The organism is Lutibacter maritimus, assembly GCF_900116115.1.
In the GTDB taxonomy this organism is placed as follows: domain Bacteria; phylum Bacteroidota; class Bacteroidia; order Flavobacteriales; family Flavobacteriaceae; genus Lutibacter; species Lutibacter maritimus.
In genome coordinates, this window is sequence record NZ_FOZP01000008.1 from 22,631 (window position 1) to 43,510 (window position 20,880).

Genomic DNA, 20,880 nt, shown 5'->3' on the forward strand with positions numbered 1-20,880 from the left:
GTTATTATTTATTAAAGTTTACTTGCGTTTTCTGTAAGCGTATCAATAAACTTTTGCAACGGACTTTTTACCATCATTGCCATCATTGGGTTAAAATCACCATTAAACAAAAGTTGAGTTTCACAGCTAGTTTCAGTAACTTGGCTTATTAAAGCTGTTAGTGAAAAGTTTAATTTACTACTTGCAGCTCCTAAAACAATTTTATCAAATTCTTGTTTTTCTTTAATTACCAATCTTATTTCGGGCATTCCTTTTAAACTAAAAATAAACGATTCGCCATCAACTTCAAATTTATCTGTGTTTTCTGGCATTAGCTGTTTAAAATTACTTAGGTCTGTTAAAAATTCAAAAAAATCCTTTTGAGATTTATTTATTACTGTTTTTTTAGTTTCTAAATTCATAATATTATTATTTGTTCCAAACACTTGGGTTTTCTCTCCACTTTTTAAGTGTTTCTAATTCATTTTCTGAAATATAACTACTATCTAAAGATTGCTCTAACAAGTGATCATAATCACTTAACGTATTTAATTTAACATTTGCATTTAAAAAATTATCATTGGCAATTTGAAATCCATACGAAAAAATTGCTACCATTCCCTTTACATTTGCCCCGGCTTGTTTCAATGCTTCAACAGCATTTAAACTACTTTTTCCAGTACTAATTAAATCTTCAACAACAACAACATTTTTATTTTTTTCCAATAAACCTTCCACCTGATTTTTTCTGCCATGAGATTTTGGCTCAGGTCTAACATAAACAAAAGGAACATTTAAATGTTGTGCAACTAACACACCAATAGCAATGGCGCCTGTTGCTACTCCTGCAATTACATCAGGTTTTCCATATTCTTGCTCAATTAAATTTGCTAGGTTTTCTCTCAAATAATTTCTTATTTTTGGAAACGATAACGTAGTTCTATTGTCGCAATAAATTGGTGAATTCCATCCAGATGCCCAAGTAAATGGATCATTTGGCTGTAATTTAATAGCTTTTATTTGTAATAAAAGTTCAGCAGTTTTTTTTGCAGTATCTTTGTTCTTAATCATAATGCAAATGTATAAAGTTTTTGTGAATGACTGTCCAATAATTTTGACAGAAAATAATAATATTTCAACAAAATTTAAGAAAGTTAATTTTGATGATGTTTCTATTCCTGAAATTGTTCAATCAATTTTTAATAATAATTTAGAGGGTATTTGCTTGTTATGTAGTAATTTAAAAAGTTGTTGGAAACAGTTTAAAAGTTATTTTAAAATTCAAAAAGCTGCAGGAGGTAAAGTTTTAAATGCAAATAATGAAGTGCTTTTTATTTATAGATTTCAGAAATGGGATTTGCCAAAAGGTAAAATGAATAAAGGCGAAAAAAAACAAGAATGTGCCATTAGAGAGGTTGAAGAAGAGTGCGGAATAGAAAATTTGAAAATTGAGAAACAACTAGAAACAACCTACCATATTTTTGAACGAAAAAATAAAACTATTTTAAAAGTCACCTATTGGTATTTAATGAAAACCTGTTTTGAAGGACAATTAATACCTCAAACTGAAGAAGATATTGAAAAAGTTGTTTTTAAAAATTTGGAAGAAACAAAAACTGCGTTAGAAAATACTTACGAAAACATAAAGTTATTATTTTAATATTTTTTTATTTTTTTCTTATTTGATTGAAACTTTATTAAATAAATCACCAAAATTAAAATCCTTATATTTGCCGCTTTTTGAAAATTACACACTATGACAGAATTTATTGAGAAGAGAGTAAGTAATGTAAGAAATGATGTTTTATCTGGAATAACCGTGGCTTTAGCATTAGTGCCAGAAGCAGTTGCATTTGCTTTTGTTGCAGGTGTAGATCCTTTAATTGGTTTATACGCTGCATTTATGATTGGATTAATTACTTCGATTTTTGGTGGAAGACCAGGTATGATTTCTGGGGCAACTGGCGCATTAGCTGTAGTAATGGTTAGTCTAGTAGCTGAGGGAAATGCAATGGGAATGGAAGGCGAAAATTTAGGATTGTATTATTTGTTTGCTACCGTAATTTTAATGGGGATTATCCAAATTTTTGCAGGAGTTTTAAAACTTGGAAAATTTGTGCGGTTAATTCCTCATCCAGTAATGATGGGTTTTGTAAACGGTTTAGCAATTGTTATTTTCTTATCACAATTAGGAATGTTTAAAGAAAATGTTGGAGGTGAAAAAGTTTGGTTGCAAGGACATCAGTTGTTTTTAATGATTGGTTTGGTAGCATTAACTATGTTAATCATGTGGGGTTTACCTCAAATTAAACAAGCTAAAAAATTACCTGAGGCTTTAATTGCAATTTTAGTTGTTAGTTCTATTGTTATTTTTGCAAATTTAGATGTTGCAACAGTTGGTTCATTTATTAGAGATGGTGGCGGGGAAGGATTAAAAGGTGGTTTTCCAATGCCAAATTTTGAAACTTTTGCTAAAGTCCCTTTTACAATTGAAACTATAAAATTTATTTTGCCTTATGCGTTAATTTTAGCTGCAATTGGTTTAATTGAATCGTTAATGACGCTTAATTTAATTGATGATTTAACTGAAACAAGAGGAAATACTAATAAAGAATGTATTGCACAAGGTAGCGCCAATGTGGTAACAGGGTTGTTTGGTGGAATGGGTGGTTGTGCAATGATTGGGCAATCAATAATAAATATTAAAGGTGGAGGAAGAGGAAGATTATCAGGAATTGTGGCAGCAGTAATGTTGTTAATGTTTATTCTTTTCGGATCTTCTTATATAGAGCAAGTTCCAATTGCAGCATTGGTTGGAGTAATGTTTATGGTAGTTATAGGAACATTTGCCTGGAGTAGTTTTAGAATATTGAATAAAATTCCAAAAACCGATTTATTTGTTTTAATACTAGTTTCATCATTAACAGTTATTTTCGATTTGGCAATTGCTGTAATTGCAGGTGTAATTGTTAGTGCTCTAGTGTTTTCTTGGGAAAATGCAACCAGAATTAGAGCTAGAAAAAGAATGAAAGATGATGGCACTAAAATTTATGAAATTTGGGGGCCATTATTTTTTGGGTCTATAGCAACTTTTAATGAAAAATTTGATGTAAAAAATGATCCAGATTCTGTAGAAATTGATTTTGTTGAATCAAGAGTTAGTGATCATTCTGCTTTAGAAGCTATTTTTAATATTGTGGAAAAATATGAAGCTGTTGGCAAACAAATTCATCTAAAGCATTTAAGTGAAGAATGTAAAGAGTTATTGTATAAATCTAGTCCTAAATTTAGAGAAGTAATAGTTGAAGATATTGATGATCCTCGTTACCATTTAGCTGCAAATCCTGAAAGTTTTACTAAAGGTTTGTTTGAAAAGTAACTATATTATTGATTTTCTAAAAAAGTATTCCAATCTTTTTTAGTATTCAAATTTAAAATAACAGTCCTATCAAAAACTTCAACTGTTGAAATTTTGATAGGGTTTATTTTTTTTAGTTGATAATCCAAACGAGCATCTATTTCTGTTGCATTTATAGAAATTAAATTTGTCCAAAATGCAGGTTTCATTTTGATTGGATGCCCTTTTTTACCTTCAAAAATAGGAATTACAACGTTGTTTTCTGTTGAAATAATTTTAATTAATTCCGTAACATTTAAAATAGGAATATCAATATGGTTTAAAATGATAGTCGATTTTTCAGTAACTTCTTTTAAAATAGTTTGTAATGTCGAAAATGAACCTAATTCTGGTGTGTTATTAATTATAACTTTTATGTTTAAATTTTGATAACTGACAAAATCAACCAAAGCATCTTTAAGCCAAGGAATAGCTTCAAAATAATGTTGTGAGTGAAATCCTAAACCTATATAGATTTTTTGTATTGTTGAATTTGAAATTCTGTTAAGTTGTTCAAGTATCCAATAATTGTTATTAAATTTTAACAAACCTTTGTCGGTTCCCATGCGTTCAGATTTCCCTCCAGCAAGTAACACAAAAACTGGTTTATTTTTCATAATAAACTTTCAATAATTCTGCTGCAACACTTATGGCAATTTCTTTGGGAGTATTTCCGCCTAAATCTAAACCAATTGGACAATGAACTGGTGAAATTCCTGGTTCAAAATTCAATTCATTTCTCAGCATATTATTAAATTTATTTTTTTTGGTTTTACTGCCAATTAAGCCAATATACTTAGTTTGTTGGTGCAATGCCAAAGCAGTAATTTCAAAATCTAATTTATGATCGTGTGTTAAAATTACAACATAACAATTTGGTCCCCAATTTATGGTTTGTTTGTACAAGTCAAAGTCAACATTAGAAAACTTAATACTTTTATCAACAGCAATAGTTTCTTTCCAATTTTCACGAACATCTAAAAGCGTAATATTAAAAGGCGTATTTTTTAAAATATCGCAAATTTCAACGCCAATATGTCCGGCGCCAAAAATATATAATTCAGGAGATTGATTCATGGGTTCAATAATTAATTCAACTTTTCCACCACAACATTGCTCAAATTCAGGACCCAATGTATAGGCAAATTCTTTAATTTTATTTTCTTTCAGAGCAATAATTGCTTCATCAATTACATGAAATTCTAATTTTCCACCACCAATAGTTCCAATAATTTCTTTGTGTTGAGTAACAATCATTTTTGATGCAACTTTACAAGGAGCAGATCCTAAAACTTTCGTTACAGTTACTAAAGCAATAGGTTGCTTTTTAATTTTAAAATCGTACAGATAATTAATCCAATTATTCATTTAAATCTTCAAAAATATATTAAACCAGTCCATAATTACTCAACGGCAAATTATAATATCTTTTTCCTGTGGCTTTATATATTGCATTTACAATTGCCGGTGCAATTACTGGAACTCCAGGTTCGCCAACTCCAGTTGGATTTTCAGTACTTTCTACAATTTCAACATTAATTTTAGGAGCCTCATGCATTCTTATCATTTTATAATCGTGATAGTTTCCTTGTTCAATAGCACCATCTTTTGCAGTAATTTTCCCATAAAAAGCTAAGGACATTCCAAAAATTGCAGAACCTTCCATTTGTGCAATTACTGTATTTTTATTCACTACTAAACCACAATCAATAACTGTATGAACTTGAAGAACTTTTAACTTTCCATCAATTACCGAAACTTCAACAACAGAAGCAACGTATGAATTAAAACTATAATGCACAGCCAAACCTTGCGCATGACCTTCAGGTAAATCTTTTCCCCAATTGGCATTTTTAGCGGCTAATTGTAATACATTTTTTAAACGTTGTGTTTTAAAAGGAATGTTTTCATCTGGATTTACAATTCTGTCTTCACCAATTAAATCTAATCTAAATTCTAACGGATCTTTATTAACAGCAACTGCTAATTCATCAGCAAATACGTTTATTGAAAAACCATGTGGAATATTAATAACAGAACGCAACCAACCAATTCTAACATGAGCAGGAGCTTTTCCAACTTCAATTTTTACATTATCAATATTAAAAGGAATATTTGAAGCGCTGCTAATTTCAAATCCAGCAGCATAATCTACACCCGGTGAAAAGGTAGAAGTAATAGATGGCAATGCAAATCTATGCAGCCAACCAGTAACTTTACCATTTTTATCAATTGACGCTTTCATGTATTGTGCACTGACTGTATGATAATATCCATGTTTTATATCATCTTCTCTAGACCAAACTACTTGTGCTGGAGCATTTATGGCTTTTGAAATTATTGCTGCTTCCACAACAAAATCTGACTTCGATTTTCTTCCAAAGCCACCACCTAATAATGTAACATTTATAGTTACATTTTCTTCAGGAACTCCTAAATAAGCTACAATTTCATCTCTTGCCGATTGTGGATTTTGTGTTGGAGCCCATACTTCGCAAGTCTCACCTTGAACCCAAGCAACTGCATTTGGAACTTCCATTGGAGCGTGCGATAAATGAGGTAATTGAAAAGTGCTTTCAATAATTTTAGCACCCTTTTTAAAAGCATTATTTATGTTTCCAACAGTTTTTGCAACTTTACCTTGTTTGTGAACATTTTTTGTGATTTGATTCATATAATTTTCAGAATCATAATCTTTGTTATTGCCAAAATCCCATTCAATTTTTAAGGCATCTCTACCTTTAAAAGCTGCCCAAGTATTTGTAGCCACAACAGCAATTCCTCCAAGCGCTCCAAAAGGTCTTTCAATTCTTGGAATTTCAATTACATCAAGTACGCCTTTAATTTTTAAAGTTTCGGTTTTGTCAAAAGTTTTAACGGTTCCAAAAGTAACCGGACAACGTGCAACTGCGGCAAACTTCATGTTAGGCAATCTTTTGTCTAAACCAAAAATGGCATTTCCAGAAACATAATCATCAACATCAATACTTTTTAATGATTTACCAATATATTTATAGTTTTTAGAATCTTTCAATTGTACATCGGTTGGAACCTCAAGTGTTTTTGCAACTTCTACCAATTCACCAAAACCTAATTTTTTACCACTTGAATGCACAATAAAATGGTTTTCGGCTTTACATTCCTCTTCACTTACATTCCAAGTTTGTGCAGCTGCTGTAATTAACATTGCTTTAGCTGTTGCTCCCATTTGTCGCATTGTATCAAATAAATATCTGATACTTCTTGAACCATCGGTATTTTGGTCGCCGTATTTTTTATCTCCTGTAGCTTGTTGAATAGAAACTTTGCTCCAATCAGCTTCCATTTCATCAGCAATAACCGACGACAATGATGTTCTTACGCCATTTCCCATTTCTGAGCGCGAAGCCACTAAAATTAAACTACCATCAGAATTTAACTGTACAAATAAATTTGGGTTGAAATTTATCAGATTTTTTATTTCTTTTTCTTTATCAGAAAAAACCGAAGTATTACACGCTAAAATTAATCCGCCAGATGCCAAACCAATACTTTTAACAAAACTTCTACGACTTATATTTTGAATTTTTTTCATAATTAGCTTTGTTTATTAAGGTTAACGGTTCTGTTTATGGCATTTTTTATGCGCTGATAGGTTCCGCATCTACAAATATTCCCAATCATAGCTTCATCTATTTCTTCATCTGTTGGGTTCGGATTTTTATCTAACAAAGCTGTAGCTGCAATTAATTGACCAGGTTGACAAAAACCGCATTGAGGAACGTTTAATTCCATCCAAGAATCTTGTAATAATTGTAAGTTTTTAGATGTTCCTTCAACAGTAATAATACTTTTTCCTTCGGCAGCAGATACAGGAATCATACATGATTGCACAGGAGAATTATCTAATAAAACTTTACAAGATCCGCAAACTCCAATTCCACAACTATATTTTGTTCCGGTTAGTCCAACAACGTCTCTAATTGCCCAAAGTAAAGGCATATCAGGTTCAACATCAATTGCGTATGATTTTCCATTTATTTGAAGTGTTATCATTTTTTTGTAGTAGTTTAGATTTGAATTACAATTTAAGTAATTTTTTTAAATTGTAGTTTTTATATTTTTGGTTTGAGCGATTTTTAATTTAGTAGAATCAATTATTCCTTCATTTTTGAAAAGAAGTTAGCGCTTTAACTTCACCAATTTTCATTGAATTTATTTGATGCGCACCAATTCTTACCCGAACCAAGCGCAGAGTTGGAAAGCCAACTGCAGCTGTCATTTTTCTAATTTGCCGAAATTTACCTTCTGTTAAAGTAATTGAAATCCAGCTTGTTGGTCCGTGTCTGTCATCTCTAATTTTCTTTCCTCTGTCAGGAAAATCAGGATTTTCAGTTAATTTATAAACCGTACAATTATTTGTTATGTATTTTGTTCCGTGAATGCCGATTTCAACACCATTTTGCAATTCTTCAATAGCTTTGGATGTTATATTTCCATCAACTTGTACAAAATACTCTTTTTCAAATTGGCTACTTCTTATCAATTCACTCATATTTCCATCCGTAGTTAAAAATAATAATCCTTCTGATTTTTCATCTAAACGGCCAATTGCCATAATATTTTCGGGAAAATTATAAAGTTCACCTAATAACTTTTTTTTGTGTTTACTTATGTCATTATTGGCAAACTGACTTAAATAACCATAAGGTTTAAAAATTACAAAATGTTGATGTTTCATTCAATTAATTTCCTTTTAATATTGAAAGAACTAATTCTTTAGTAAGTGGTTTCCCTGCTGCTTTTTTTCTGATATCATCAAAACTAAAAAGAAATTTACAACCGTTTTTATACTCGCTGCAACCATACGCAGTTTTTCCTTTTAAAATAGTTCCTTTTTTACATTTTGGGCAAATTAATGTATCTGAAGTTTCAGGTTTTTTTACGGCTTTTTTGGGTTCAAAAATTAAGTTGTAATCATCATTAAATCGCACTAAGCCTTCGGTATCTTTATTATTATATTTAAAACCTTTTAAATTTACAGTGCAACCTTTTTTTAGTAATCTAATATATTGGTTATCAGATATTTTTTTATCTAAAAAAGTAAATGGTAAAATAAATTTACAACCATTTTTATAATTGCTACAGCCATAGGCAGATGAGCCTTTTAGTAAAGTTCCATTGTTGCATTTTGGGCATTTTTCAGCAGTTATTCCTTTTGCTTTTTTTACTTTTTTTTCTGATGAATTATTTTCGTTTTTTGATATAGTTGTAACGTGAGAAATATTTGCTCTCACAGTTTCTGACCGAACTTCATACACCAAATTTTCAACCATACTTTTCATGTTTTTTATAAAAAGTGCCGCGTTAAAATCGCCTTTTTCAATTTCTTTTAATTGCTTTTCCCATAAACCGGTAAGTTCCGCAGATTTTAATAATTCATTTTGAATGGTGTCAATTAGCTGAATTCCAGTACTTGTTGGGTACAATAGTTTCTTTTTACGCTCAATATATTTTCTTTTAAAAAGCGTTTCAATAATGTTTGCTCTGGTTGATGGTCTTCCAATACCATTTTCTTTCATTAACTCACGCATTTCATCATCATCTACTTGCTTTCCAGCAGTTTCCATTGCTCTAAGTAATGTTGCTTCAGTATATATTTTTGGTGGACTTGTTTGTTTTTCTAAAAAAGAAGGTTCGTGCGGACCTTTTTCGCCTTTTACAAAATTTGGTAGAATTCCTGATTCTTTTTTCTCTGGTGTATCCGGATTTTCAAAAACAACGCGCCAACCTTTTTCTAAAATTTCTTTTCCGGTTGTTTTAAAAGTGACATCGCTTGCTTTTCCAATTACAGTGGTGTTAGAAACTTTGCATTCATCATAAAAAACAGCAATAAAGCGTTTTGTAATAATGTCATACACTTGTTGCTGATTGTACTGTAAGTTACTTTGAATGCCAGTTGGAATTATTGCGTGGTGATCAGTTACTTTTTTGTCATCAAAAACCTTGTTAGATTTTTTTATTTTTTTTCCTAAAAGAGGTCGAACTAAATTGGAATAATTAGTTAAGTTTTTTAATATTCCCGGAACTTTTGGGTAAATATCATTTGGTAAAAATGTGGTGTCAACTCTTGGATACGTAACTACTTTTTGTTCATATAATTTTTGAACGATGTTTAAGGTTTCTTCTGCAGAAAATGCAAATTTATTATTGCAATACACTTGTAAACCTGTTAAATCGAACAGTTTAGGCGCATATTCTTTTCCTTTTGATTTAGTGTTGGAAACTATCTCAAACTCACTTTCTTTAACTTTATTGGCTAAAATTTCACCATCTTCTTTCTTTAAAAAGCGTCCTTCTTCACAGTTAAAAATGGTTTCTCTATATAAAGTTTGTAATTCCCAAAATGGTTGCGGAACAAAATTTTCAATTTCTTTAAATCGGTTAACAACCATTGCCAATGTTGGCGTTTGCACTCTTCCAACAGACAAAACTTGTTTGTAGCCTCCGTGTTTTACGGTGTACAATCTGGTAGCATTCATTCCTAAGAGCCAATCTCCAATAGCGCGTGAAAAGCCAGCATAATATAAATTGTCGTAATTTTTTGAAGGTTTTAAATTTTCAAATCCTTCTTTAATTGCTTCTGTTGTAAGTGAAGAAATCCACAGTCGTTTTACTTCACCTTTATAATTGGCTTGGTTAATTACCCAGCGCTGAATTAATTCTCCTTCTTGACCAGCATCACCGCAGTTTATAATTTCTGTAGCTTTATCAAATAAACTTTTTACAATGTTAAATTGCTTTTGAATTCCTGAATTATTTACAACTTTCGTTTCAAATTTTTCAGGTAGCATCGGTAAATTATTTAAATCCCAACTTTTCCAATGTGGTTTGTAATCGTTTGGTTCAAATAAAGTACATAAATGCCCAAAAGTATAAGTAACAGCGTAACCATTGCCTTCAAAATAGCCATCTCTTTTAGTTGTTGCGCCTAATACAGTAGCAATTTCACGAGCAACACTTGGTTTTTCAGCAATACAAACTTTCATTTATAAGTAAATTCAGGGCACGCAAATTACTAAAATTAAAATTATTTTATGCCCTTTAAATTAGATAGATTTTACGATATTTTAAACTTGAAACTAAGATTAGTTGTTATAAAGAACTATATTTGAGTATTAAATTTTTAACACATGAAAAAAGCTTTAAAAGAAATTAAACCAGGATATGGTTTAGGGAATTTAAAATTTGGAATGTCTAGAGCAGAAGTGAAATTAATGTTAGGAGAACCTTCCTTTATTGATAAATATTCACATTCTGATTCAGCAGACGATTTAACCGAGTCTTGGGAATATGACGATTTAGGTTTGTCAATTAGTTTTGATGAAGATGAAAACTGGAAATTAATTATGATATCTATTAATTCTGATTTTTATGAATTAAATGGAGTTTCGTTAATTGGCTTAAAGGAAAAAGAGCTTTTAGCAAAATTAGAAGCTATGAATTTAGGTGATTTAGATTTAGAAGATTGTTCTGATTTAGGAAGTGATGAGCAAAAAGTGATAGAAGTTGAAGAAAAAGCTATTAACTTTTGGTTAATTGATGATGCTTTAGATGAAATTCAATGGTCGCCATTTTTTATTGATGATGACACTATTGATTGGCCAAAATAAGTACTTACCACCAAACAATAAAAATTTTCAGAACTTCTCCATTAGGTTGTTTTACCCAACATAATGGAGAAGTTTTTTGTTCAATATAAATTGAAGCCTTTGGTAAAAAACTTTCAAAAGTTAACCAATGTACTTGTGTTTGAATTTCTTGTAACCAGTTTACTTTTTCTGGGATGTAAAACTTACATTTTGAAAAATTTGACAACTCAACGAAAGAAATAAAATATCCTTTTATACAATCTGAATTAAGTTGCTTTAGTTCTGGTGTTTTACAATTATAAGGTAAAAAAAGTTGTGCTTTAAAAAGCACTTTTTGTACAATTTCAGTTGAGTTTAAATTCAACTTATTTAATAATTTTTTGGTATTTGTGTTGTAAAGTAATGGTAATTGCTGTTGTTGTAGTTTTGTTAATTTTTGCAACAAACTATCTCTTTTGTTTGGACCAATAAAATGTTCAATTTCTGTTTTTCCAGTAGTTTCATCATATAAATAAAACTTGTAAACTATTTCTAAATGAATAGGGGTTTGGTTTTCTTTAATAATAAAATCAATTTCACCAACCGTTATTTTTTCTTGTTGAATTTGAACATTCTCTGCTAAAATAGAAATAGTAATATCTTGTTTTAACTGATGCGCTACAAAACGTTCTACACGTTTACCAAGACGTAAATATTTAGGAATTTCGCCTTCAAAAATTGAAGTTGAGTTGTTTTTAATGTGAAATTGTTGTAAATCAAAAATATCAGCATTATTCCAAAGTGAAGGTGTGTTACAAAAACCTTCAAATTGTAATTGAATATTTTTTGAATTTAAATCTAACAAATTATTTTTTTAAAACGCTGGTTGGCACAAAACCGGTGGCATTTCCGCCATTTCTTATAATATCACGCACAATACTTGAACTAATATATGATGTTGTTGCTGAGGTTAGTAAAAATACAGTTTCTATATTAGATAGCTTTCTGTTAGTTTGTGCAATGGCTTTTTCAAACTCAAAATCAGCAGGATTTCTTAAACCTCTTAAAATAAAATCTACTTTTAATTTTTTGCAAAAATCAATGGTTAGACCAGTATATGTTTCCACTTTTACTTTAGGTTCATTGGTATAATTTTCTTTAATAAACTGAATTCTATCTTCTAAAGAAAACATATACGATTTATCTGCATTAATACCAATTGCGATAATTATTTCATCAAATAAAGGTAATGCTCTGTTAATAATATCTACGTGTCCTAAAGTTATTGGATCAAACGATCCTGGAAAAATTGCGCGTCTCATATTTCAGTTTTTAATGCCATTTCAATAGCGTTATCAAAAAGTTCTGGTAAGCTTATTCCAGCTGCTGCAGCTTGTTGAGGTAAAATACTTGCAGTGGTCATTCCGGGAACGGTGTTCATTTCTAAAAAATAAGGTTCATTGTTTACTACAATGTATTCGGTTCGTGAAAATCCTGTCATATTTAAAGCAAGATATACTTTTTTTGCCGTTTCTTCTAGTTTTTTTAATAGTTGAGATTCTATGTCTGCAGGTGTAATTTCTTGTGATTTGCCTAAATATTTAGCTTCGTAATCAAAAAAATCATTTTCAGAAATTATTTCAGTAATTGGTAAAACTTTAACTGCTCCTTTATAATAAAAAACTCCCACAGTATATTCTTTACCGTTTAAAAAAGCTTCAATTAAAATTTGCGAATCTTCTTTAAAAGCTTTTTCAATTGCAGGAAGTATTTCTTCTTTAGTTTTTACTTTTGATATTCCAAAACTTGAACCTGCGTTGTTTGGCTTTACAAAACAAGGTAAGCCAACTTTAGCAATTATTTCATCAACATTTATTGTATTACCTTCGTCTAAATAATAAGATGTTGCAGTTTTTATGCCGTAAGGTTTTACAACGCTTAAACAGTCTCTTTTATTAAAAGTTAGTGCCATTTGATAAAATGGAGCTGATGTATGTTTTAGCCCAATTAATTTAAAATATGCCAAAATGGTTCCGTCTTCACCTGGATTACCGTGAATGGCATTAAAAACACAATCAAAATGTATTTTTTTACCGTTTAGTTCAAAAGAAAAATCATGTTTGTTAATTGGATATTCATTAGAAAATTCATCTAAGGCAACCCATTTATCTTTTAAAATATGAATTCTGTATGCGTTGTATTTTTCTTTTGATAAATTTTCATAAACGACATTTCCACTCTTTAAAGAAATTTCCACTTCCGAAGAGTAACCACCCATTATTATGGCAATATTTTTTTTCATTTTATGTTAATAGCTTTAAATACAAACTTACATAAAATCTGTAAAATCTTTTAAAATATTTAAACATATTGGTTTGTATCTAAATTAATAATATAATTATTTATAAAATAAATTAGAAACCCTAATTTAGTAATTTGCAAGTTGCTATTTATGAAGTATCTTTGCGTAAAATTAATTTAAGAATATGAGTGTTATTCAATTTATTAAGTCAAAATCATTTTTAAAACAGCTAATTATAGCTTTGGTTGTATTTCTGATTTTTGCCGTTGCGGTGGTACAATGGTTAAAATATTCAACCAACCATAACCAAAAAATTGAAGTTCCTAATTTAGCGAAAATGAGTTTAAATGAAGTTGAAACGGTTTTAAATAATATTGATTTAAGATTTGTAATTATAGATTCGGCAAGCTTTAACCCAGATTACCCTGCCAAATCAGTAATAGAACAAAGTCCAGAAGCAGGACAGTTTGTAAAAGAAAATAGAAAAATTTATTTAACCTTAAATCCATCAAAATACCCAAATATAGAAATGCCAGAGTTGTATGGTAAAACAAAAAGACAAGCGTTATCGCAATTGTTAGCAATTGGATTTAGGGTTGATACCGCCGCAGTTTATGTAAAAGATATTGCCAAGGATGTTGTGCGAGGATTACTATTAAATGGAAATTTAATTAAAGCAGGAGATAAAATTCCTAAAAACTCATTAATTAAATTGAAATTAGGAGATGGAAATGAAGGAGAATTACAAATGGAAGATTCAGAAGAGGTTTCTGAAGAAATAGCATTTTAAATAAATGAGTGATACAGAAGAATTAGTTGATCAGGAAGAATTTTACGAGCATTTTAAATATGTTGCAAATGTAGGGCAAGTGCCTTTGCGTGTAGATAAATTTTTAATGAATTTTATTGAAAACGCAACACGAAATAAAGTACAGCAAGCAGCCAGAGCAGGAAATGTTTTAGTTAATGACATTCCTGTAAAACCAAATTATAAGGTAAAACCTAAAGATGTTGTAAGAGTTGTATTAGCTCATCCACCGCATGAAAATTTATTAGTTGCTGAAGATATTCCTTTAGATATTATTTTTGAGGACAATGAGGTAATTGTTGTAAATAAACCACCTGGAATGGTAGTACATCCTGGACATGGAAATTATAGCGGAACTTTGGTAAATGGTTTAATTCACCATATAGAAAATTTACCAACCAACTCTAATGAAAGGCCAGGGTTAGTACATAGAATTGATAAAGATACTAGCGGATTATTAGTGGTTGCTAAAACAGAATTTGCCATGGCGCATTTATCGAAACAATTTTTTGACCGAACTACTGAACGCTTATATTACGCATTAGTTTGGGGAAATATTGAAGAAGATGAAGGTAGAATTGAAGGGAATATTGGTCGAAGTTTAAAAAATCGTTTACAAATGGATGTTTTTCCTGATGGCGATTTTGGAAAGCCAGCAATTACACATTTTAAAGTAATAGAGCGTTTTAACTATGTTACTTTGGTGCAATGTAAATTAGAAACCGGTAGAACGCATCAAATTAGAGCACATTTTAAACATATTGGACATACACTTTTTAATGATGAGCGCTATGGTGGAAATGCCGTTTTAAAAGGAACTACTTTTACAAAATACAAACAATTTGTAGAAAACTGTTTTAAAGCATTACCACGCCAAGCACTGCATGCAAAAACGTTAGGTTTTGAACATCCAACAACTAAAGAATTTTTAAGATTTAATTCTGAAATTCCACATGACATGGTAGATTGTTTAGAAAAATGGAGAACTTATACAATAAATCAGCCTGATTAAAATGGAAAAGTTTGATATTGAAAATTGGATTAGAAAACCACAATTTGATTTCTTTAAAACTTACGAAGATCCTTTTTTTAACATTACATCAACTATTGAAGTAACCAATTTATACAATTATTGTAAAAAACATAATTTATCATTTTCATTAGCGTGTATTTATGTAGCAATTAAATGTATTAATGAAATTCAAGAATTTAAATTACGTATTTTTAATGATGAAATTTATTTATTTAATACTGTTGAAATTGGCTCAACAATATTAAATGATGACAATACATTTTCATTCTGTTATTTTAAAAATAAATCGTCCATATTTGAGTTTAATACTCAAGGAAAAGAAGTAATTGAAAACCATAAAAAAGGAAATGTTTTTGAACCAAAAGAAGATTTGTTAGCAATAATACATTGTTCAACAATACCTTGGATATCTTTTACAGGAATTAAAAATGCCAGAAAAGGAGATGAAGCTAAACATGGAATTCCTAAAATAATATTTGGCAAAGTATTTGAAGAAAATAATATAAAAAAAATTCCATTTTCGGTTGAAGCACATCACGCCTTGTTGGATGGTTTTCATGTAGCTTTACTATTTAAAAAAATGCAGAATTTTATAAATAAATTAAGTGAAATTTAAAGTAAAAAAAATAAAATGAAAATAGTAATATCACCAGCAAAATCTTTAGATTTTGAAACACAATTGCCAACTAATAAACACACACAAGGAGTTTTTTTAGAGGAAGCAGCCAAAATAAATACTGTATTAAAAAAGAAAACACCTAAAAAATTAAGTGAATTAATGAATATTTCTGCAAATTTAGGTGAATTAAACTGGCAACGAAATCAAAATTGGCAATTACCTTTTACTTTAGAAAACGCTCGTCAGGCAATTTATGCTTTTAAAGGTGATGTTTATATTGGTTTAGATGCTTATTCTTTATCACATTTAAAATTAGATGAACTTCAAAATAAATTAAGAATTCTATCAGGCCAGTATGGTTTGTTAAAACCATTAGATTTAATTCAGCCATACAGATTAGAGATGGGAACAAAATTAACAATTGGTGTTAAAAAAGATTTATATCAGTTTTGGGATAAAAAAATTACCAATCAATTAAATCAAGAATTGGTTGAGAATGAGCTTTTTATTAACTTAGCAAGTAATGAGTATTTTAAAGTGATAAAACCAACGTTATTAAAAGCAAAAATTATAACACCGGTTTTTAAAGATTATAAAAATGGGAAACTAAAAATAATAAGTTTTTTTGCCAAAAAAGCTAGAGGTTTAATGGTAAGATATATTATAGATAATTCAATTGAAAATATTGAAGATTTAAAAGGGTTTGATTATGAAGGTTATGCTTTCGATTCAAATTTATCTTCTGAAAATGAGTTAGTTTTTACAAGATAAATTTATATTTTTTTAAGTTTGTATTGATTTTTTATATATGTTTGTCACGTGTTTTTGTAAACATTTAAAAAGGAGATACATAAAAATCATAATATTTTGGTTTTTAGACTTTTAAGATAATAAATTTAATAATATATAACCACGAAGATTAAAAGATTTAATGACTTCTTTTAACTACATTTTAAAGTTCTACAACCCATTAAAAGTTGTAAGGTTTAAAAAAACTTATTTAGTGATAAGGGTATAGGTTGAACCTCACTTTAAAAACTTAATAAAAGCCTTAACTGGCTGCGTTATTAAATGTTAAATTAAAAATACTAAATGAATACAAAATATATTGATTTAATAAATCAAACATTCGATTTTCCTCAAGAAGAATTTAAAATAGATTCCAATAAAAACCTACATTTTCATGATATTGATACCATGAAATTAGCTGAAGAATTTGGAACGCCTTTAAAATTTACATACTTACCAAAAATTAGTCAAAATATTCAAAATGCTAAATCAATGTTCGAAAGAGCAATGAAAAAGCATAAATTTAAGGCTAAATATCATTATTGTTATTGTACAAAAAGTTCCCACTTTAAACATGTTTTAGATGAAGCTTTAAAAAATGATATTCATATTGAAACGTCATCAGCTTTTGATATTGATATTGTTGAAAATTTGAAAAGGGAAGGAAGTATTACAGACAAAACTTTTGTATTATGTAATGGCTTTAAAAGAGAAGAATATATTTCAAAAATTCAAAATTTAATTAATAATGGGCATAAAAATTGTATTCCTATTATAGATAATTATGAAGAAATTGGTTTATTAACAGAAGGTGTTAAGAAAAAAATTAATATTGGAATAAGAATTGCTTCTGAAGAAGAACCAAAATTTGAATTTTACACATCTCGACTTGGAATTGGATATAAAAATATTGTAGATTTTTACAGACGAGAAGTTAAAGAAAACAACAAAGTGAACTTAAAAATGTTACATTTCTTTATCAATACAGGTATAAAAGACAATGCCTATTATTGGAATGAGTTAAGTAAGTGTATGAAAGTTTACATAAGTTTAAAACGTATTTGTCCATCATTAGACAGTTTAAATATTGGTGGAGGATTTCCAATTAAAAACTCATTAGGCTTTAATTACGATTATGAATATATGGTTGATGAAATCATCTGTCAAATTAAAGATGCTTGTGAAGATGCTGAAGTACAAGTTCCACATATTTTTACCGAATTTGGTAGTTACACCGTAGGTGAAAGTGGCGGAGCAATATACAAAGTATTATACCAAAAGAAACAAAATGATAGAGAGCGATGGAATATGATTAATTCATCGTTTATTACAACATTACCAGATAGTTGGGCTATAAATAAACGATTTATTTTATTACCTTTAAATCGTTGGAACGATGTTTATGAAAGAGTTTTATTAGGAGGTTTAACCTGTGATAGTGATGATTATTACAACTCCGAACAACATATAAACGCCATTTATTTACCAGCATACAAAGAAGAAAAACCATTATATTTAGGTTTTTTCAATACTGGTGCATATCAAGAATCAATAGGTGGTTATGGAGGGCTACAGCACTGTTTAATTCCACAACCAAAACACGTGATAATATCAAAGAATAACGAAGGAAAATTAGAATATAAAGTATTTAAAGAAAAACAAACAGCAAGCGACTTTTTAAAGATATTAGGTTATGAATAAAAGAACTTACGCAGGAATACCTGAAAAATATGCGAAATTAGATACATCTAAAGTTGTATTAATTCCTGTTCCTTTTGATGGAACAATTAATTGGCAAAAAGGAGCCGTTAATGGTCCAAAAGCTTTTTTAGATGCATCAGAAAATATGGAATTGTATGACATAGAAACTGATTCTGAAGTATATAAAAATGGAATATTTTTAGCAGACGACGTAATTGAAACTGCTTCAGCCGAAAAAATGGTTAGATCAGTACATGCTACAACAAAAGAATACATCAGAAAAAATAAATTTGTAACATTAGTTGGAGGAGAACATTCTATATCGATAGGCTCAATTAGAGCTTTTAATGAATGTTTTGATAATTTAACGGTAGTTCATGTTGGAGCGCATGCGAATGTTAGAACAGAGTTTGAAGGTACGCAATACCATAATGCTTGTGCACTTTCAGATGCAAGTCAATCAACAAATTTAATTCAAATTGGTATTCGTAGTATGGATACTATTGAAAAAACAATTGTTGATGAAGATAAAACATTTTATGCACATGAAATGGTTACCGATGACTATTGGATGGAAAATGCTATTGATTTAATGACAAACAATGTTTTCTTATCATTCAATTTAAACGCATTAGATATGTCATTAGTAAGATCTACTAGTTACCCAGAACCTGGCGGATTATTTTGGTATGAAACACTAGAATTTCTTCAAAAATTATTTAAAGAAAAAAATGTTGTTGGTATAGATTTAACAGATCTTTGTCCAAACGACAACGATAAAGCTTCAAATTATTTAGCTTCAAAACTTTACTACAAAATGTTAAGTTATAAGTTTGATAATGCTGATGAAGATGATTATGAAAACGAAAGTGGTTTTTCGGAGCCAAATAATAAAACATCAAAATTCCAAGACGAAGATTATGAGTAAAAAAGGAGCAATTTCCCAATTTATTGAAAAGTATTATTTACATTTTAACTCAGCAACAGTTGTTGATGCAGCTAAAGAATATGAAAACCAATTAGCACAAGGTAAAAAAATGTTGGTTTCATTAGCTGGAGCTATGAGTACTGCCGAGTTAGGAAAAATATTTGCGGAAATTATTAGACAGGATAAAGTTCAAATTATATCTTGTACAGGAGCAAATCTTGAAGAAGATATCATGAATTTGGTTGCACATTCTCACTACAAAAGAGTACCAAATTATAGAGATTTAACTCCAAAAGAAGAGTGGGATTTATTAGAAAAAGGTTTAAATAGAGTTACAGATACTTGTATTCCAGAAGAAGAAGCTTTTAGACGTTTACAAGAGCATATTTACAAAATTTGGAAAGATGCTGAAGAAAAAGGAGAACGTTATTTTCCACATGAATTTATGTACAAATTATTGTTATCTGGAGTTTTAGATCAATACCATGAAATTGATCCTAAAAACAGTTGGATGATTGCTGCTGCTGAAGCCAATTTACCAATGGTTGTTCCAGGATGGGAAGATAGTACTATGGGTAATATTTTTGCTTCATACGTATTAAAAGGTGAGTTGAAAGCGAGTACTATGAAATCTGGAATTGAATATATGACATTTTTAGCTGATTGGTATACTGCAAATTCTAAAGAAGGAATTGGATTTTTTCAAATAGGAGGAGGTATTGCAGGTGATTTTCCAATTTGCGTTGTGCCAATGTTGTATCAAGATATGGAACGTACGGATACTCCATTTTGGAGTTATTTTTGTCAAATATCAGATTCAACAACAAGTTACGGTTCCTATTCAGGAGCTGTTCCAAATGAAAAAATAACTTGGGGTAAATTAGATATTGATACCCCAAAATATATTATTGAAAGTGATGCAACCATTGTTGCGCCATTAATTTTCGCCTATTTATTAAATATGTAATTGAAGTTTAAATGAAAAGAGTTATTGTAGATTATAGTAAATTAACTGAAGATATTTTAAATATGTTGGTTGATAAATATCCGAATGGATATGGTTATAAAGATATTATTACATTTAAAAATGCTCAGGGGGAAACAGTGAGGGCAGTAGAAGTAAGTACTGAAGATACTATGTATTTAGTAAAAATAAGTCTGAAATTAGAGGAAACAATGGAAGATTATGATGCAGATGAAGATAATTTTGATGATGTTTATGATTCTGATAGTGATTTAGATGAAATTCCAGATGAAGAAATGGATGAAGATTAAAAATGCGTAAGCAATATTAAAAATAAAAAAAGCCACAATTTTTATTGTGGCTTTTTTTATTTTTAATATTTATAAATATATTTAGTATTTAGATTCTTGACCTAATTCTTTAACTAATAAATAATAAACAATAGCTCTATATTTATTTCTGTTAGATTTACCAACTTTTTCAATAACACTATCAATAGCGTTATCTAATTTTGGTCCATCAGTTAAACCTAGTTTTTTAATTAAGAAATTATTCTTTACGGTTTCTAACTCTTTTTTATCAGACCCTGAAACAGTTTCAGCATCAGCTTTATAAATTGAAGGTCCTAATCCTTTAGTTACTTTAGTTAATAAATCAGCATCAAATTTCAGACCTAATTTGTTCATTTCACTTTGATAAAGTGCAATTTTTTCATCGAATTTACTCATGGATAACAAAATTTTTGATTAA

23 protein-coding genes are annotated in these 20,880 nt (G+C 29.5%); 11 read left to right on the forward strand and 12 right to left on the reverse strand.

All coding sequences use genetic code 11. The features are described from left to right. Window positions 1-11: 11 nt before the first annotated feature. Both BM335_RS12855 and pyrE read right to left on the reverse strand, forming a co-directional pair. The gene (locus BM335_RS12855) at window positions 12-401 is read right to left on the reverse strand and encodes an orotate phosphoribosyltransferase (protein WP_090229406.1); all 390 of its coding nucleotides are present in this window, start codon (window positions 399-401) and stop codon (window positions 12-14) included. Between the two features lie 7 nt (window positions 402-408). Further along, a complete protein-coding gene (gene pyrE, locus BM335_RS12860; protein ID WP_090228666.1) occupies window positions 409-1,050 on the reverse strand; it encodes an orotate phosphoribosyltransferase in 642 nt (213 codons plus the stop codon). 7 nt (window positions 1,051-1,057) lie between these two features. On the opposite strand from pyrE, the gene BM335_RS12865 reads away from it, so the two are divergent. Next, entirely contained in the window at window positions 1,058-1,639 is a 582-nt protein-coding gene (locus BM335_RS12865) for an NUDIX hydrolase (RefSeq protein WP_090229409.1), read from the forward strand. Window positions 1,640-1,735: 96 nt separating this feature from the next. Next, window positions 1,736-3,358: a SulP family inorganic anion transporter gene (locus BM335_RS12870; protein WP_090228671.1), complete on the forward strand. Its 1,623-nt coding sequence runs from the start codon at window positions 1,736-1,738 to the stop codon at window positions 3,356-3,358. Window positions 3,359-3,363: 5 nt separating this feature from the next. Here the strand turns inward: BM335_RS12870 and BM335_RS12875 are convergent, their stop codons facing one another. The 6 genes from BM335_RS12875 to BM335_RS12900 form a co-directional block, all read right to left on the reverse strand. Next, window positions 3,364-3,993: an NTP transferase domain-containing protein gene (locus BM335_RS12875; protein WP_090228675.1), complete on the reverse strand. Its 630-nt coding sequence runs from the start codon at window positions 3,991-3,993 to the stop codon at window positions 3,364-3,366. Further along, window positions 3,983-4,744, reverse strand: a complete 762-nt coding sequence (xdhC, locus tag BM335_RS12880) for a xanthine dehydrogenase accessory protein XdhC (protein ID WP_090228679.1) — start codon at window positions 4,742-4,744, stop codon at window positions 3,983-3,985. Before xdhC ends, BM335_RS12875 begins: the two co-directional genes overlap by 11 nt. 19 nt (window positions 4,745-4,763) lie before the next feature. Beyond that, window positions 4,764-6,950: a xanthine dehydrogenase family protein molybdopterin-binding subunit gene (locus BM335_RS12885; RefSeq protein ID WP_090228683.1), complete on the reverse strand. Its 2,187-nt coding sequence runs from the start codon at window positions 6,948-6,950 to the stop codon at window positions 4,764-4,766. 2 nt (window positions 6,951-6,952) lie between these two features. After that, window positions 6,953-7,411, reverse strand: a complete 459-nt coding sequence (locus BM335_RS12890) for a (2Fe-2S)-binding protein (protein WP_090228688.1) — start codon at window positions 7,409-7,411, stop codon at window positions 6,953-6,955. A 109-nt stretch (window positions 7,412-7,520) separates the two neighbouring features. Then, entirely contained in the window at window positions 7,521-8,096 is a 576-nt protein-coding gene (locus tag BM335_RS12895) for a pseudouridine synthase (protein WP_090228692.1), read from the reverse strand. 4 nt (window positions 8,097-8,100) lie between these two features. Continuing rightward, window positions 8,101-10,404 (reverse strand): type IA DNA topoisomerase, encoded by a 2,304-nt coding sequence (locus BM335_RS12900; protein WP_090228695.1) that lies wholly within the window; start codon window positions 10,402-10,404, stop codon window positions 8,101-8,103. Window positions 10,405-10,548: 144 nt separating this feature from the next. On the opposite strand from BM335_RS12900, the gene BM335_RS12905 reads away from it, so the two are divergent. Beyond that, window positions 10,549-11,028 (forward strand): hypothetical protein, encoded by a 480-nt coding sequence (locus tag BM335_RS12905; protein ID WP_090228699.1) that lies wholly within the window; start codon window positions 10,549-10,551, stop codon window positions 11,026-11,028. 4 nt (window positions 11,029-11,032) lie between these two features. Here the strand turns inward: BM335_RS12905 and BM335_RS12910 are convergent, their stop codons facing one another. From BM335_RS12910 to BM335_RS12920, 3 genes are read right to left on the reverse strand one after another with little or no spacing between them, the layout of a single operon-like run. Beyond that, window positions 11,033-11,851, reverse strand: coding sequence for a DUF1853 family protein (locus BM335_RS12910; RefSeq protein WP_090228703.1), 819 nt, complete (start codon window positions 11,849-11,851; stop codon window positions 11,033-11,035). A 1-nt stretch (window position 11,852) separates the two neighbouring features. Next, entirely contained in the window at window positions 11,853-12,308 is a 456-nt protein-coding gene (gene coaD, locus BM335_RS12915) for a pantetheine-phosphate adenylyltransferase (RefSeq protein ID WP_090228706.1), read from the reverse strand. Then, window positions 12,305-13,288 carry a D-alanine--D-alanine ligase gene (locus BM335_RS12920; protein WP_090228711.1) on the reverse strand — a complete coding sequence of 328 codons (984 nt, stop codon included), beginning with the start codon at window positions 13,286-13,288 and terminating at the stop codon, window positions 12,305-12,307. The genes coaD and BM335_RS12920 overlap by 4 nt, the downstream gene beginning before the upstream one ends. A gap of 184 nt (window positions 13,289-13,472) precedes the next feature. Here BM335_RS12920 and BM335_RS12925 point away from each other — a divergent pair, with 184 nt between their 5' ends. From BM335_RS12925 to BM335_RS12960, 8 genes are all read left to right on the forward strand, one after another. Next, on the forward strand, window positions 13,473-14,078 hold the full coding sequence (locus BM335_RS12925) for a PASTA domain-containing protein (RefSeq protein WP_090228715.1): 606 nt from the start codon (window positions 13,473-13,475) through the stop codon (window positions 14,076-14,078). A gap of 4 nt (window positions 14,079-14,082) precedes the next feature. After that, a complete protein-coding gene (locus tag BM335_RS12930) occupies window positions 14,083-15,108 on the forward strand; it encodes an RluA family pseudouridine synthase (protein WP_090228719.1) in 1,026 nt (341 codons plus the stop codon). Window position 15,109: 1 nt separating this feature from the next. Beyond that, window positions 15,110-15,745, forward strand: a complete 636-nt coding sequence (locus BM335_RS12935) for a CatA-like O-acetyltransferase (protein ID WP_090228723.1) — start codon at window positions 15,110-15,112, stop codon at window positions 15,743-15,745. A gap of 15 nt (window positions 15,746-15,760) precedes the next feature. Next, complete coding sequence (gene yaaA / locus BM335_RS12940) at window positions 15,761-16,519, forward strand: peroxide stress protein YaaA (protein WP_090228726.1); 759 nt, start codon at window positions 15,761-15,763, stop codon at window positions 16,517-16,519. A 321-nt stretch (window positions 16,520-16,840) separates the two neighbouring features. Then, window positions 16,841-18,238: a type III PLP-dependent enzyme domain-containing protein gene (locus BM335_RS12945; RefSeq protein ID WP_090228730.1), complete on the forward strand. Its 1,398-nt coding sequence runs from the start codon at window positions 16,841-16,843 to the stop codon at window positions 18,236-18,238. Beyond that, on the forward strand, window positions 18,231-19,166 hold the full coding sequence (gene speB / locus BM335_RS12950; RefSeq protein ID WP_090228734.1) for an agmatinase: 936 nt from the start codon (window positions 18,231-18,233) through the stop codon (window positions 19,164-19,166). Before BM335_RS12945 ends, speB begins: the two co-directional genes overlap by 8 nt. Next, window positions 19,159-20,133, forward strand: coding sequence for a deoxyhypusine synthase family protein (locus BM335_RS12955; RefSeq protein WP_090228739.1), 975 nt, complete (start codon window positions 19,159-19,161; stop codon window positions 20,131-20,133). The genes speB and BM335_RS12955 overlap by 8 nt, the downstream gene beginning before the upstream one ends. A gap of 11 nt (window positions 20,134-20,144) precedes the next feature. Further along, a complete protein-coding gene (locus tag BM335_RS12960) occupies window positions 20,145-20,441 on the forward strand; it encodes a hypothetical protein (protein ID WP_090228744.1) in 297 nt (98 codons plus the stop codon). Window positions 20,442-20,522: 81 nt separating this feature from the next. Here BM335_RS12960 and BM335_RS12965 read toward each other — a convergent pair whose 3' ends face one another. Next, the gene (locus tag BM335_RS12965) at window positions 20,523-20,858 is read right to left on the reverse strand and encodes a DUF2853 family protein (RefSeq protein ID WP_090228749.1); all 336 of its coding nucleotides are present in this window, start codon (window positions 20,856-20,858) and stop codon (window positions 20,523-20,525) included. Window positions 20,859-20,880 lie beyond the last annotated feature (22 nt).

Coding starts and splice junctions, on each gene's coding strand:
- BM335_RS12855 (WP_090229406.1), bottom strand. CDS start 401: ATGAATTTAGAAACTAAAAAAACAGTAATAAATAAATCTCAAAAGGAT.
- pyrE (WP_090228666.1), bottom strand. CDS start 1,050: ATGATTAAGAACAAAGATACTGCAAAAAAAACTGCTGAACTTTTATTA.
- BM335_RS12865 (WP_090229409.1), top strand. CDS start 1,058: ATGTATAAAGTTTTTGTGAATGACTGTCCAATAATTTTGACAGAAAAT.
- BM335_RS12870 (WP_090228671.1), top strand. CDS start 1,736: ATGACAGAATTTATTGAGAAGAGAGTAAGTAATGTAAGAAATGATGTT.
- BM335_RS12875 (WP_090228675.1), bottom strand. CDS start 3,993: ATGAAAAATAAACCAGTTTTTGTGTTACTTGCTGGAGGGAAATCTGAA.
- xdhC (WP_090228679.1), bottom strand. CDS start 4,744: ATGAATAATTGGATTAATTATCTGTACGATTTTAAAATTAAAAAGCAA.
- BM335_RS12885 (WP_090228683.1), bottom strand. CDS start 6,950: ATGAAAAAAATTCAAAATATAAGTCGTAGAAGTTTTGTTAAAAGTATT.
- BM335_RS12890 (WP_090228688.1), bottom strand. CDS start 7,411: ATGATAACACTTCAAATAAATGGAAAATCATACGCAATTGATGTTGAA.
- BM335_RS12895 (WP_090228692.1), bottom strand. CDS start 8,096: ATGAAACATCAACATTTTGTAATTTTTAAACCTTATGGTTATTTAAGT.
- BM335_RS12900 (WP_090228695.1), bottom strand. CDS start 10,404: ATGAAAGTTTGTATTGCTGAAAAACCAAGTGTTGCTCGTGAAATTGCT.
- BM335_RS12905 (WP_090228699.1), top strand. CDS start 10,549: ATGAAAAAAGCTTTAAAAGAAATTAAACCAGGATATGGTTTAGGGAAT.
- coaD (WP_090228706.1), bottom strand. CDS start 12,308: ATGAGACGCGCAATTTTTCCAGGATCGTTTGATCCAATAACTTTAGGA.
- BM335_RS12920 (WP_090228711.1), bottom strand. CDS start 13,288: ATGAAAAAAAATATTGCCATAATAATGGGTGGTTACTCTTCGGAAGTG.
- BM335_RS12925 (WP_090228715.1), top strand. CDS start 13,473: ATGAGTGTTATTCAATTTATTAAGTCAAAATCATTTTTAAAACAGCTA.
- BM335_RS12930 (WP_090228719.1), top strand. CDS start 14,083: ATGAGTGATACAGAAGAATTAGTTGATCAGGAAGAATTTTACGAGCAT.
- BM335_RS12935 (WP_090228723.1), top strand. CDS start 15,110: ATGGAAAAGTTTGATATTGAAAATTGGATTAGAAAACCACAATTTGAT.
- yaaA (WP_090228726.1), top strand. CDS start 15,761: ATGAAAATAGTAATATCACCAGCAAAATCTTTAGATTTTGAAACACAA.
- BM335_RS12945 (WP_090228730.1), top strand. CDS start 16,841: ATGAATACAAAATATATTGATTTAATAAATCAAACATTCGATTTTCCT.
- speB (WP_090228734.1), top strand. CDS start 18,231: ATGAATAAAAGAACTTACGCAGGAATACCTGAAAAATATGCGAAATTA.
- BM335_RS12955 (WP_090228739.1), top strand. CDS start 19,159: ATGAGTAAAAAAGGAGCAATTTCCCAATTTATTGAAAAGTATTATTTA.
- BM335_RS12960 (WP_090228744.1), top strand. CDS start 20,145: ATGAAAAGAGTTATTGTAGATTATAGTAAATTAACTGAAGATATTTTA.
- BM335_RS12965 (WP_090228749.1), bottom strand. CDS start 20,858: ATGAGTAAATTCGATGAAAAAATTGCACTTTATCAAAGTGAAATGAAC.